Annotated in this window: 15 protein-coding genes and 1 pseudogene; 9 read left to right on the forward strand and 7 right to left on the reverse strand. The window is 38.0% G+C overall.

Annotated elements, in window-relative coordinates:
* The 7 genes from IAE19_RS07300 to IAE19_RS07330 all read left to right on the forward strand — a co-directional run.
* Positions 1 to 172: FAD-dependent oxidoreductase (locus IAE19_RS07300; RefSeq protein WP_413784517.1), on the forward strand; the 172-nt coding region annotated here is incomplete at its 5' end.
* Between the two features lie 228 nt (positions 173 to 400).
* Positions 401 to 730 carry a hypothetical protein gene (locus tag IAE19_RS07305; RefSeq protein ID WP_200460293.1) on the forward strand — a complete coding sequence of 110 codons (330 nt, stop codon included), beginning with the start codon at positions 401 to 403 and terminating at the stop codon, positions 728 to 730.
* On the forward strand, positions 723 to 1,226 hold the full coding sequence (locus IAE19_RS16585; RefSeq protein ID WP_227612209.1) for a PAAR domain-containing protein: 504 nt from the start codon (positions 723 to 725) through the stop codon (positions 1,224 to 1,226). The genes IAE19_RS07305 and IAE19_RS16585 overlap by 8 nt, the downstream gene beginning before the upstream one ends.
* Before the next feature lie 111 nt (positions 1,227 to 1,337).
* Positions 1,338 to 1,694 carry a hypothetical protein gene (locus IAE19_RS07315; protein WP_200460294.1) on the forward strand — a complete coding sequence of 119 codons (357 nt, stop codon included), beginning with the start codon at positions 1,338 to 1,340 and terminating at the stop codon, positions 1,692 to 1,694.
* Between the two features lie 149 nt (positions 1,695 to 1,843).
* Complete coding sequence (locus tag IAE19_RS07320) at positions 1,844 to 2,176, forward strand: hypothetical protein (protein WP_200460295.1); 333 nt, start codon at positions 1,844 to 1,846, stop codon at positions 2,174 to 2,176.
* Positions 2,173 to 2,607 carry a hypothetical protein gene (locus IAE19_RS07325; protein ID WP_200460296.1) on the forward strand — a complete coding sequence of 145 codons (435 nt, stop codon included), beginning with the start codon at positions 2,173 to 2,175 and terminating at the stop codon, positions 2,605 to 2,607. Before IAE19_RS07320 ends, IAE19_RS07325 begins: the two co-directional genes overlap by 4 nt.
* A gap of 388 nt (positions 2,608 to 2,995) precedes the next feature.
* Positions 2,996 to 3,340: a hypothetical protein gene (locus IAE19_RS07330; RefSeq protein ID WP_200460297.1), complete on the forward strand. Its 345-nt coding sequence runs from the start codon at positions 2,996 to 2,998 to the stop codon at positions 3,338 to 3,340.
* 43 nt (positions 3,341 to 3,383) lie between these two features.
* Here the strand turns inward: IAE19_RS07330 and IAE19_RS07335 are convergent.
* From IAE19_RS07335 to pheA, 6 genes and pseudogenes are all read right to left on the reverse strand, one after another.
* Positions 3,384 to 3,995, reverse strand: a pseudogene (locus tag IAE19_RS07335) (metal-dependent hydrolase).
* Between the two features lie 25 nt (positions 3,996 to 4,020).
* Positions 4,021 to 4,797: a peroxide stress protein YaaA gene (gene yaaA, locus IAE19_RS07340; RefSeq protein ID WP_200460298.1), complete on the reverse strand. Its 777-nt coding sequence runs from the start codon at positions 4,795 to 4,797 to the stop codon at positions 4,021 to 4,023.
* A 194-nt stretch (positions 4,798 to 4,991) separates the two neighbouring features.
* Entirely contained in the window at positions 4,992 to 6,455 is a 1,464-nt protein-coding gene (locus IAE19_RS07345; protein ID WP_200460299.1) for an aminoacyl-histidine dipeptidase, read from the reverse strand.
* A gap of 80 nt (positions 6,456 to 6,535) precedes the next feature.
* A complete protein-coding gene (locus tag IAE19_RS07350) occupies positions 6,536 to 6,916 on the reverse strand; it encodes a hypothetical protein (RefSeq protein ID WP_200460300.1) in 381 nt (126 codons plus the stop codon).
* A 127-nt stretch (positions 6,917 to 7,043) separates the two neighbouring features.
* A complete protein-coding gene (locus IAE19_RS07355) occupies positions 7,044 to 9,290 on the reverse strand; it encodes a bifunctional prephenate dehydrogenase/3-phosphoshikimate 1-carboxyvinyltransferase (protein WP_200460490.1) in 2,247 nt (748 codons plus the stop codon).
* A 67-nt stretch (positions 9,291 to 9,357) separates the two neighbouring features.
* The gene (gene pheA / locus IAE19_RS07360) at positions 9,358 to 10,467 is read right to left on the reverse strand and encodes a prephenate dehydratase (protein ID WP_200460301.1); all 1,110 of its coding nucleotides are present in this window, start codon (positions 10,465 to 10,467) and stop codon (positions 9,358 to 9,360) included.
* A 167-nt stretch (positions 10,468 to 10,634) separates the two neighbouring features.
* Between pheA and IAE19_RS07365 the strand changes: the two genes are divergently transcribed.
* Positions 10,635 to 11,597, forward strand: a complete 963-nt coding sequence (locus IAE19_RS07365; RefSeq protein ID WP_200460302.1) for an alpha/beta hydrolase — start codon at positions 10,635 to 10,637, stop codon at positions 11,595 to 11,597.
* 140 nt (positions 11,598 to 11,737) lie between these two features.
* Complete coding sequence (locus IAE19_RS07370) at positions 11,738 to 12,256, forward strand: DJ-1/PfpI family protein (protein WP_200460303.1); 519 nt, start codon at positions 11,738 to 11,740, stop codon at positions 12,254 to 12,256.
* Between the two features lie 61 nt (positions 12,257 to 12,317).
* On the opposite strand, the gene IAE19_RS07375 is transcribed toward IAE19_RS07370, so the two are convergent.
* Entirely contained in the window at positions 12,318 to 13,463 is a 1,146-nt protein-coding gene (locus IAE19_RS07375; protein ID WP_200460304.1) for an acyl-CoA dehydrogenase family protein, read from the reverse strand.
* Between the last annotated feature and the right edge of the window lie 61 nt (positions 13,464 to 13,524).

The following is a 13,524-nucleotide window of genomic DNA, read 5'->3' on the forward strand; positions in this document are numbered from 1 at the left end:
GTTAAGTGGACGTGGTGAGATCATCATTAACGAGCGAAATGAAACTAATGTAGCCGGTGTATTTGCAGCAGGTGACTGTACCACTGTACCTTATAAGCAGATTATTATTGCTACCGGTGAAGGTGCAAAGGCTTCCCTCTCTGCGTTTGATTATCTTATCCGGAATGGTTAATCGCTCATTTGTTCAATCACAGAAACAAAGTAGTTTGGGCTGCTTTGTTTTTTACAAGAGAGTGTAAATATTTTTAGAAACATGGATAATCCATTTAATTGTATGATAATCAAGAATCACACTTACATTCGTTTTAAATGATAAATTATTTACCATGTGATACTTTTTTATTTTATTTTGAAAAGCAGTATATTTATTAGATAATAAAATTATTGTGTGAATTTATATATGGCATGTCCAATTTTCTTACATGAATTATCTATAGAACAATTACAACAAATGTTTCAAGAAGATATAGACCCGACAATCAAATCGGAACAGCTTTATTTTCAGCATATACCCACAACGATTTATTACCTTGCCATTAAAATTAATTCAGGCGCTGGAATTGTTGCTTGTATTGTAGAGGGGAAGTCAGCTGCATTCGTTGGCAGTCATTTAGAAAATGGGGATGAGATTATAGATAGCCCTAATAAATCCGTAGCCATTAATATTTTTAAAGGTGATAAAGCTCCTGAAGGTTTTTTAGTAAAACAAGAAGGTATTAATCATGGCTAAGGGTTTTGCGATTCATAATGCACCAACTGATCACGGTGGATTTATTCCTTCAACCCAAGTAAGAAGTTCACAACAAGGGAATTTATTTGTACGTGCTGGAGATGGGCATTTTTGCCCTAAATGTAAATGTTGGTCAGAAGTTATCAAAAGCCATGATCACATCATCATGGATGGTAAAGCAGTTGCTTATGCAGGAGATAAGTTAACTTGTGGGGCTACAATTCAACCTCAGCAGAGTCATGTGGTTGGCAATAGTGGTAGTCGAATCCGACAGACTATGGCTTCTGGTTTTCAGCCGATTAATAATCATCCACAAAATAACCATTTTATAGATGATTCAATAAAGAAAAATGAAATTATTTTAAAAGAGGTAATGGTTAAGCCATTTGTCCCTTTAGGTATCCCTAAGTCAAATGGTTCTCTTAGTAATGGAATTCTTACTTTTCAAGGTTCAACTGTTAATGCAATATTTGAAGCAATTATTTTAGAAGTTTAAAAAGATGGAAAATTTATACAAGTTAAAAGAATCAACCAAGCCCTCGTGGGGAGTAAAGACTTTAAAATAGAATGGGATGGTTTTATTCAGGATATATATGATAGTAAATTCATGACAGGTACAAACGGTGTTATATTCAGAGTTCAGGGTATTAATGGTAGAAACGCTATAGCTCTAGATGAAAAGACTTTTAATTTTAAGTATTTTAATAAAGATTGGATGGATGTAAATATTAATAGAAAGACTTTAAAAATTAATATTAATCTTAGAGTAAATCTTCTAGATGGAGGAGCCAAAGGTCTTTATAATGGTCAATTAGTTCCTGTTACAGAAATTAAAAAGCGTACAGTCCAACCATATTCAGTACAAACTAAAAACTTTTCTCAACTTCTACAATTATCACTAGATGGTATTAATTATTATTGGAGTAGAAATCAAACACATCCTACGGGCAAAAATATTTTTTAAACGGTAAAGACTATGAAGTTTTTATAAAAATAATAAATTCAAAAACAAATGCAATGCCAGAAATGAAGCTAACATACATAACTAATGTTGACCCAAATGATCCTATGTTTAGAAGTTCAAATTCCATTCTTTCAAGGAAAACTGCTTACATGACTGGATATTTACATTTTGATAGAACAACATGGGGGTTCTATCCAGAAGCAGTTTCTGATAAGTCATTTAAAGAGACTATTGCTCACGAAACTGGCCATGCAATTGTAGAAGCTTATGGTGGTGTTATGGATTCTATAACGCATCATGGTTCATCAGAAGTTTGGCAAGTTCCTAAATCAGGAACTAGTTATCCAACTTCAGGAGAGATAGATCTAATGAAGTATGCTGAAGGAAATTTAACAGGAATTCCGAACTGGGATAAAAATATGGTTGCAAATAAAAAGGACGTGACTGGGTTACTAATTATTTCAGGAATTTCAAAAAAATGAATAAGAAAGCTAGCATTATATTGATTTTTTTAATTACATTTTTTCTAACCTCTTGTGTACAAAAAGAAATTTATGTCACACCAGAAGTAACAGGATATATTTATAGTAGTATTACAAATAAACCTCTCAGTGGAAAAAAAGGTTTAATTGGGTTTAATGGTTTGACTCCTAATAATGCTCCTAATATAGCTTTAAACAGCGATGGTAGTTTTACATTAAAGCCAATTATAAAAAAATATTATTTTTTTCGCCCTGATATGAATAACTATTACAAAATACCTTCACTAATTTACATTAGCATTGATGGATTTAAAGTAAAAGACGTTGATTATTCTGAAGAAAAATATAAAAGAATACCTGTCGATAAGAAAGATTTTAGGCATTATAAAAAAATTGACTTAGGATTTATTTATTTAGATAAAGAAGAATAAAACTCTTAATGAACTATATAATTAACATAATACGCCTTATGCGAAATTATTTTATTAATTTTATTCAAATCAATTACTTATCTAATTATAATCAGTCCAATCCTACCAGATCGGACTTTTTATGGATTTTTCTCGTTCCACGCTTAGGGTGAAGGTGCAAAGGCTTCTCTCTCTGCGTTTGATTATCTTATCCGGAATGGTTAAAGCAACTTCTTTTTAAAACCTGATCTGGTTTATAGGCCTATCCCTCCTCGAAGGATAAGCCTTTTTTTTTATTGCATTTTTTAACATTTTGTTTACAAATAAAAATCGTTATCACAAAGTTATTACGCTTACAATTTAACAATCCAAACTTTTCTGGATGCCACAATTAAAAAGGAAATACACAATGAATAAGTTAGCGATGATTATTGGTCTTGCTGCAACTGTTGCCCTTGTCGGCTGTAATAAACAAAAAGCACCAGAAACTGGGGCAACTACAGGCGAACATCTTGAAAATGCAGCAACTCAAGCTAGCCATGATGTTGAACATGCGACTTCTGACGCTGCTGCAAAAATTGATGCTGCTACTGACAATGCAGTTGCAAAAATTGACGCTGCTGCCGATCACGCTGCGGCTTCAACAGAACACGCTGCTGATAAAGCAGAAGCTGCAACACGTGAAGCTGCTCACGATGCTGCTACTTCTGTTGAAAACACAGCAAAAGATGTCAAACAAGATGCAAAAAATTAATTGAGTAAAATTAAAAAAGTCCTCCGTGTTATGGAGGACTTTTTTATTTCAAAGCAAATTTAAGATTTTCTTTTGCCTGTTTTTCAAAATTTTGTTGAAAGAAATGAGTTTGATATAAAGGCTGTTGGCCATAAAAATAGTCTAAAACCTGCTTACGTTTGACTCGGTAAATTTCTGGTTTAACTCAGCGATATTCATCTTGAACCTATTGTTCATATTCAATGAACCGTTCAGGCTTTGCTCCCAGAATTGCTAAATCAATATCTAATAACATATTTAAATCATGATCATCACTGGGAAGATGTTGCTTGGTCGCGATAATCCATTGAGAGATTTTGACTAAAAGTTCTGGAGCTAAATCACTTTTTAATGAATCTCGAAATAATTGCGAACTGCACGTTTCATTATCTGAAGCTTGAGGATCATAAACAGCGTCATGAAACCACAGGGCTAATTCAACCGCAAATGGATCATCAAGCGAACTCTGCACTTGTTCCAAATTAAGCAAACACTCACTTAAATGCTGTAAGGTATGATAGGCACGCTGTGGTTCGGAATAAGCCTTTTTTAATAAGCCCAGACGATTCTGACTAGTATTAAAATGATAAGTTTGCTCTAAACGCCACCATGAGCGATGAAGTATCTCATCCCACATCACCCACTCCTTTTATCATTAACGATTAAGCTTGTTCATCGCGTTTGAACACCAGTTCAAGCTCAGTGGAATTATCAGCATCAAAATAATAACCGTCACTATTAAATGCTTTCAAATCCTGAGCTTTTTCTAATTTATTTTCAATAATAAATCGTGCCATTAAACCTCTAGCTTTTTTCGCATAAAAACTGATGACTTTATATTTACCATTTTTCTGATCTAGAAAAACTGGCTTAATAATTTGTGCATCAATTAATTTTTCATTGACCGATTTATAGTATTCATCGGAAGCGATGTTAACCAGAATATCTGTTTTGGTATGTTCAAGATCCTTGATAATTAATTGAGTAATTTGATTAGCCCAAAATTCATACAGATTATGTCCACGTAAATTTTGCAATTTAGTTCCCATTTCCAAACGATACGGCATCATCAAATCGAGTGGACGCAACAGCCCATATAAGCCAGATAACATGCGCAAATGAGTCTGGGCAAATTCAATGTCTGCCTGCTTTAGACTGTATGCATCCAGACCTGTATATACATCACCCTTAAAGGCATAAATGGCTTGTCGTGCATTTGCAAGCGATAAATCAGGTGTCCAATCACGAAAACGATCTGTATTCAGATTCGCGATCTTTTCACTGACACTCATTAGACTGGCAATTTGTGAAGCTGATAATTCACGGCAAACCTCAATCAATTGCTCGGATTGATCCAATAATCTTGGTAAAGTATGTTTATCTGTTGGTAATGTAGTTTCGTAGTCTAAAGTCTTGGCTGGAGAAATGACTGAAAGCATAAAAACCTCAATAAACGTATAAATGAATAATACGTTAGACTATAACACTTTCAATATGAAAGCTAATTTGGGATTTTGTTTGTGATTATCGTTTATCTAAATATCAATTTTCGCAAAAAATCTAGATGATCATAATGAAATGACTCTGGATCAAAAATGAATTGTCTCAATCCAGAATCGTATTCTTTCATTTTCTATTTTACACTTTCCAAAGCAGCGACCAATAATTTCCAGCACTTTTCTACAGTATCGACTTTGACTCGTTCACCTGGCGCATGCGCTCCTTGAATATCAGGGCCAAATGACACCATTTGTAAGTCAGGATAATGTTCAGCAATGATGCCACATTCCAAACCCGCATGAATCACTTTTAAATGTGGCTCAATATTAAAAGTAGTCCGATAAGCTTGCTGTAAACATTTTAAAGCCGCAGATTCAGGATTAGGTGTCCACCCCGATACTAAAGGTGCAAGCTCAGATGTTATACCTAATTTGCTAAAATGCGCTGCAATCTCTTCAGAAAAACGAGTCGCTTCGCTATTCAACATTGAGCGCACCATAATTAAGGCTTTGGCGTGTTGTTGATTGAGTTGAATCACTCCAATATTATTTGAAGTTTCAACCACATTTTCCAATACTTCGCTCATTTTTGCCACGCCATAAGGACACGTCGCTAAAGCACTTAACCACGAAGTTTGTTGCTGGGGATGAATCACTTCCGTTACGGATTGATCTTTAAGTTCCATTTTAATTTTTAGAAGATCATCAATTCCTTTTAATTTTTCCAAATATTGTTTTTCATAACCTTGCACATAGTTTTGTAAGGTTTCTATTTGACTTTCATCAATCACGATCGAAGCAGTTGCTTCACGCGGAATGGCATTCCGTGCACTTCCGCCACTAAACTCAACCAGATACCCACCTAACTCAAATAAATGCTGATGTAACAATTGAATGAGAATGACATTGGCATTGCCTCGTCCCAGATGAATGTCTACTCCAGAATGCCCACCTTTGAGGCCAGAAACCGAAATTTCAATCGTTTTCAGTCCAGATCGAGGTGTTGCGATATAAGTCAATTTCTGTTGAGCTTCAACATCCTGACTACCTGCACAACCTAAATAGAGCTCCCCCCACTCTTCGGTATCAATATTAAATAACCATTTACTTTTTAAAATACCACTTTCCAATAAACGAGCACCGCTCATGCCTGCTTCTTCATCTATAGTGAGCAGAACTTCAATTGGACCATGTGAAATATCATCAGATTCCAGAACAGCTAAGGCCAAAGCCACACCAATACCATTATCAGCGCCTAGTGTTGTATCTTTAGCAATCAACCAGCCCTGTTCCAGCACAGGTTGAATTGGATCTTTATTAAAATCATGGATAGTACCTGAATTGGCCTGCGTCACCATGTCCAGATGTCCCTGCAAAACAACACCAGTGACCTGCTCTTTGCCTTGAGTCGCAGATTTACGAATAATGAGATTACCTATCTGATCAATATAAGTTTCCAAACCACGTTGTTTTGCCCATGTTTGAAGATGATCACGCAGTTTTTGTTCTTGTTTAGAGGGTCGCGGAATATTGCATAACGTCTGAAAATGTTTCCAAACCAATGGCGGAGAAAGCTGAGAAAAATCGAAAGGTTGCATGTAGTTATAACTCTAAAACATCTATAGATACATGAAAATATACACCTCTGTTTGTCAGGCGAATAGCATTTATTGTGGTATTAATTTTTCCATTCAAAAGCTGTAAAAGTCTGATCTGACTTTAAGCTATTTTCAACTGCCTGTGCCAATTGACGTATTACACTCTGAGTTTCTATTTTTTCAAACCAATCTTGTTCTGCTCTTGGATTTGCAGTGATCTCACACATCAACTGTCCATCCTTGTTTTTTTGCGTACAAGTTACTGATAAAGGAAGTTGATGGTTTTCAATATTGACTTCAACTTTTTGATGTTCATGCGCAATGTGCTGCGCATCAAAACCATACTCACCAAGTTGCTTAAATAAAAGTGCGGCCACATATTCCTGAGTAATACGGCATTCATTGACCTCATGTCCATCATAGTGATTAGGACAATTCGCAATAAATTGTAGTTTTCTCATGCTGCACCCTGCATTTATAGTTATGACTGCTATTTAGCATAAATCAATAAACAAACAGCAGCCAAGCCGAAACTTTGCTGCTGTGTCGCTTTTATGTTAAGCAGTATAGCTGAGGATGCTTTTTAAATTATTGGCTGACTTGAATGGTTAAGCCCGCACGATTAGCCAATTCAGTAAAGGTCGGGAAACTCGTTGCAACAGTTTCGGTACCCAAGATTTTAATTTCTTGAGAGGCACGTAAACCTGCCATGCTAAAACTCATGGCAATACGATGGTCATGATGCGATTCAATTTCACCGCCAGTAAAAATAAATGACCAATCGCCTGATTTTCCTTTGCCTTCGATGACAATACCATCATCGGTTGGCCTGCAATCGATTCCCATAATTTTCAAGCCATCTGCCATCACCTGAATACGATCTGACTCTTTAACACGTAATTCTGCCGCACCAGTTAAAATAGTTTGACCTTCCGCACATGCCGCCGCAATAAATAATGCAGGAAACTCATCAATGGCAAGTGGTACTTGGTCTTCAGGCATATGAATACCTTTCAATGTACGTGTACCACGAATACGAATATCTGCAATCGGTTCACCGCCAGCAATACGTTCATTTTCCACAGTCAGGTCGGCACCCATCTGTTTTAAAATCTCAATTACACCCGTACGAGTTGGGTTAATCCCCACTGCCTCTAAAGTCACGTCTGAACCTTCAGTAATTGCAGCACCAACCATGAAAAATGCGGCAGATGAAATATCAGATGGAACCTGAATATCCGTCCCCATTAATTTACCACCGCCATCCAGTGAAATCCTATTACCTTCAGTTTTCACTTCATAACCAAAGGCACGCAGCATACGCTCGGTATGATCACGCGTTGGTTCAGGTTCAGTCACTGAAGTTTCACCTTCAGCCCATAATCCTGCCAACAAAATACCTGATTTGACTTGGGCAGAAGCCATCGGTAAATCATAATGAATACCTTTTAACTTTTGAGCCCCCGTAATACTCACAGGTGGCGTTCCTTTTTCACCTGTAGTCTGAATCTGAGCACCCATTAAGCGAAGTGGCTTGGCAATACGTTCCATTGGACGCTTTGAAAGTGAAGCATCGCCAGTCATCACCGAATCAAACTTTTGTGCCGACAACATTCCAGACAACAAACGCATACTGGTGCCTGAGTTACCCATATATAAGGCGCCCACAGGAGCTTTTAAGCCCTGCATGCCTACCCCGTGAATAGTGACTTCACCATTTTTAGGTCCTTCAATACTAACGCCCATATCACGAAACGCCTGTAAAGTCGCCAGAGCATCTTCACCTTCAAGGAAGCCCGTTACGTGCGTAGTTCCTTCTGCAATCGCACCAAACATAATGGAACGATGTGACACAGATTTGTCACCCGGTACGGTAAATTTACCTTGAAATGATTTTTTTCCCGGTAGAATACTAAATTGCTGTGTCACCTTATTTTTCTCCATGAAGGGTTTCTGAGCTAACATATGATTAAAATGTTGACGTGCAGCCTGAGCATGCCCAAGCAGCCCCATGAGCGCATGCGAGTCTTCATCTTCGATCAGTTGTCGAAGCTCAGCAAGCTGTTGTTCAAAACCATCAACTGCTTTAAGGATTGCCGTTTTATTGGCAAAGAAGATATCATGCCACATTTGCGGATCACTTGCGGCTATCCGAGAGAAATCACGAAAACCACCTGCCGCATAACGAAAAATGTCGAGATTATCTTCACGATTCGCCAATTGCTCAACCAGATTAAAGGCCATTAAATGTGGTAAATGACTAGTGTGTGCCAAAACCTCGTCGTGCTTTTCCACATCCATACAAATCACTTCGGCCTTGGCAGCAGACCAAAGCTGGACTAATTTTTCAACTGCCCAATCTGCACTGCTTGGAAGCGGCGTTAAAATCACTTTATGGTGAGCAAATAAATCTACTTTACCTGCGTGGACACCCGTATGTTCACTTCCTGCAATAGGATGTCCCGGCACAAAACCTGCTGGTAAATACTCGCCATAAACGGCTTTAGCTGCGGCAACCACATTCCCTTTGGTACTTCCCACATCCGTTAAAATTGCATGCTCATTTAAGTAAGGTCTGATCTGTTCAAGAATTTTTTGCGTCGCGCGAACAGGCAAAGCCAATATAACTAAATCTGCATCTTGCACTGCCTCAACAGGACTTTCATAACCCGTATCAATCAAACCCAGCGCTTTGGCATCTTCCAGAGTTTTTTTGGAACGAGTTGCAGCCACGACTGACGTGGCTAAATGTTCAGCCTGTATGACTCGTGCCAGACTCGAACCAATCAGACCCAGTCCGATAAATGCGACTTTATGAAATAAAGGTTCAGGCATCATGTGTTTATCTTATCCCGTAGAGCAATATTTAAAAGAATAACGTCATTACTTTGTAATGACAAAATTATAATACAGCTGCTGGATAAGAACCCAATACACGTAACTCTTTGACTGTTGGGCGTATGTCGTTTAAAGCTGCCGCAACATTTTCCTGATCAATATGCCCTTCCAAATCGATAAAAAATACATAGGCCCATTTTTCAGGTAAAGCTGGACGTGTTTCAATACTGGTTAAACTAATGCCATGTTTGGCAAATGGCGCCAGAATATCGAGTAATGCACCAGCTCGGTCATGGGCAGAAATTAAAAGTGAGGTTTTATCATTGCCACTTTGCGGAATTTTTTCACGGCCAATTACCAGAAAACGCGTAGTATTTTCTGGATTATCTTCAATATTGCTATGTAAAATTTCGAGATTATAAAGTGAAGCTGCAATGTCAGAAGCAATCGCGGCAGAATGCCATTCGTTACGAATACGGCGCGCAGCTTCAGCATTTGAGTTTAATGCCACACGTTCAACACCCGGATAATGTGCGTCTAGCCACTGGCGGCATTGAGCCAATGTTTGTTGATGTGCATAAATTTGTTTAATGCTGTCTTTGCGTGTATTTTCGGAAACTAGAAATTGGTGATGAATGCGGAGTTCCACTTCACCTATCACATTAAGCTGTGACGTTTTAAAACAGTCCAAGGTATGGTTGACAATTCCTTCAGATGAATTTTCAACAGGAACCACACCATAATGCGCACTACCCGCTTCAACTTCACGAAATACTTCATCAATCGTCGGTAATGGACGCACGATCGCATCTTTACCAAAATGTTTGAGTACTGCAGACTGGGTAAAAGTCCCTTCTGGACCTAAAAATGCAATACTTTGTGGTGCTTCCAATGCCAGACAAGCCGACATAATTTCACGAAATAAACGTGCCATTGTAGTGTCGGATAAGGGCCCTTTATTGCGTTCCATGACTTTGCGCAGAACTTGTGCCTCACGTTCTGGTCGATAAAACAACGGATTCTCTTCGGCAGCAAATTTTGCTTTAGCGACAGCTTCAGCCAGACTAGCACGACGATTAATGAGTTCCTGAATCTGCTGATCTACAGAATCAATATCATTGCGAATTTGTTGTAAATCGAGAGAAGTTGACGAGTTCTGATCATCATGGATCATTGGAATGCAGCCCCTGCAAATGGTTTTCGACAGTATATCAAGACTTGTCATGTTTGCTATAGCATCAGGATCAGTCAAATCGATAAAATCCTATTTTTACCTTCACATCTTTCTTTTTTATGCTTTAATACAAATTATTAAGAATCAATCTCATTTAATGATCTATTATGCTAAAACCTTTCGTTTGTACCTTGCTTAGCCTATCACTTTGGGGGGTAAGCTCAGTGTCTTATTCACAAACCAGCGCCACAATTGCTCCCAAAACCTCTCAATCTGAAGGCCCGCGTTTGGACTTACAGCGTAAAGGTACAACTCAGCAATTCACAATGAAGTCAAAATATACGCCAAACGAATATTTTATTCAGGTTTATATTCCTTATACACCAGCTCCTAAAACAGGATATCCAGTTCTATATATGCTGGATGGTAATGCAGTATTTAATAGTGCCAGTAGCATTGCCCAGTCGCTTGGCGGTGGTTCTGAAAAAATGGGACTTGATCCAGTGGTGATTGTAACGATTGGCTATCCGAGTGAAACCCAGTTCTCTGGTCAGCAACGTGCGCTTGACTATACTCCCTTACCTAAAAGTGATCCCCAAAAGGATGAACGATACCAATACGGTGGTGCAGATAATTTTTTAAAATTCATCCAAAATGAATTGAAACCCCGAATCCAGCAAGGTATTCAGATTAATACTCAACAACAAACTTTATTTGGTCATTCATTTGGTGGATTGTTTACGCTCGATACCTTTTTCAAGCACCCGCAAAGCTTTAATCGTTATATTGCAGCTAGTCCCTCTTTATGGTTTGATCAAAGTGTGTTAACCAAAGAACTGCAACAATTCAAGCAAAAAAAGACTGATTTTAAAACACCGATTTTAGTGATGACAACCGTAGGCACAGCAGAAGGACGTGGACGCCCGCCGAGAGGTTCTCAGCCTGCCAATACCAGTTCCAATTTCTTTGAAGATTTTGAAGCTTTAAAATCAGACCAACTTAAATATTGGCATTTTAAGCATCCAGCTGAGCAACACATTACCAATATGTATGCAAGCCTACCTAAAGCCATTTTATTTGCTGCCTGTAATAGCTCTGAAAATTGCAACAAATTATTTAATGAAAATTAAGTCATTCATTATCCTTACTTTTTATTTTAGAATTACAATTCATGACGCTTTAAATACAAAGCGTCAATGTTGTTTTTTCATTCAAGCCGTATTGTATTAAGTTCCTATAAAAACCTTCCTGAAAAAAAGGGAGAATAAAAATGTCAAAAACAATTGCCGCTTTAGTCACTCATGATTTTGAAGATCTTGAATATTGTGAAACCGTCCATGCTTATCGTGCTGCCGGTCATCGAGTTATTAATATTGAACATCATGAAGGTAATATTGTTTATGGCATTCAACGTAAAACCTCAACAACTATTGATTTAGGAATCGATGATAGTAATGTTCATCATTTTGATGCGCTGCTTATTCCGGGCGGTGAATCCCCAGAAGCCCTGAGAAATGATGAACGTTTTGTTTTTTTTGTAAGACGCTTTGCCAATCTACAAAAACCCATTTTTATTTGCTGTTATGCACCACAACTATTAATGCATGCCGGAGTGGTTAAAGGACGACGTATTTGTGCGATTCAAACCATTTTAGATGAGCTGGAAAATGCAGGCGCGGTTTGTCTGGATCAAGATGTAGTCAATGATAATAACTTATATATCTCTTCACGTAGTCCAGAGTTATTTCCCCAATTTGTCGATGAGACTTTGAAAGTATTGCGGTTATAGTACTTATTACAAAAAAACGGTAGATGATGATCTACCGTTTTTTAATATTTTTACATGACTTTTATGCTTTTCCAATAATGCCACGCGCTACAATTTCTTTCATAATTTCATTGGTTCCCCCATAAATACGTTGAATACGAGCATCAACAAAGAAACGTGAAATTGGATATTCAGTCATATAACCATAACCACCAAACAGTTGCAGTAAATTGTCAGCAACTTTCATTTGCATATCGGTACTAAAGCTTTTCAGAGCTGCTGCCGTCTCTACATCCAGTTTTGCGTCTTGATACAAAGCAAGGTTTTGATTATAAAAGGCTGCTGTTGCTAGCTCATCAATTTTTGCCTGCGCCAAAACAAAACGTGTATTTTGAAAATTTGCAATGGGCTGACCAAAAGCCTGACGCTCTTTAACATATTTGATGGTGACATCAATCGCACCACGAATTGCACCTAAAGCTGTAGCTGCAATGGCAGTTCGTTCACGTGGTAATTCCTGCATCAGATAAGCAAAACCTTGTCCAGGCTGCCCTAATAACTGATCTTTTGGAACGTTGACATTGTCAAAGAAAAGTTCAGAGGTATCCTGTGAGTGCAGCCCGATTTTATCGAGATTCGTGCCTTTTTTAAAACCGTCCAGATGAGTATCGACGAGTAACAGAGATACACCTTTAGCACGTGCCTGCGGATCTGTTTTGACTGCAAGTACAACCAAGTCTGCATGTTGACCGTTTGAGATAAACGTTTTAGAACCATTGAGAATATAATGATCATCTTGCAAAATCGCACTGGTACGCATCGCTTGTAAATCAGAACCAGCTCCTGGTTCCGTCATACCAATCGCACCAACCACTTCACCACTCACCATTTTAGGCAGCCAATATTGCTTTTGTTCTTCATTGGCAATGTGCAGAATATAAGGCGCAGCAATTTCTGAATGACATGAAATTGCTGTTGATAAAGCTCCGTAACCTGCACGGGCAGATTCTTCAACCAACATTAAAGAGTAGTGTGTAGGTACGCCATAGCCACCATAAGCTTCAGGTACATCGACACATAAAAAACCATTTTCACCCAGCGATGACCATACTGAACGCGGCATGATACCTTCACGCTCCCATTGATCATAATGCGGAGCAATCTGCTCATTCATATAACGTTTAAAATTATCGCGAAATAATTCCAGATCAGCATCATAAGCTAGCATTTTTACTTCCTTTTCGATGTTGTTGTTCTATCGTTAAACTTCAAGATGCTAATAATTTTTA

The organism is Acinetobacter sp. S40, from assembly GCF_016624705.1.
Classification (GTDB): domain Bacteria; phylum Pseudomonadota; class Gammaproteobacteria; order Pseudomonadales; family Moraxellaceae; genus Acinetobacter.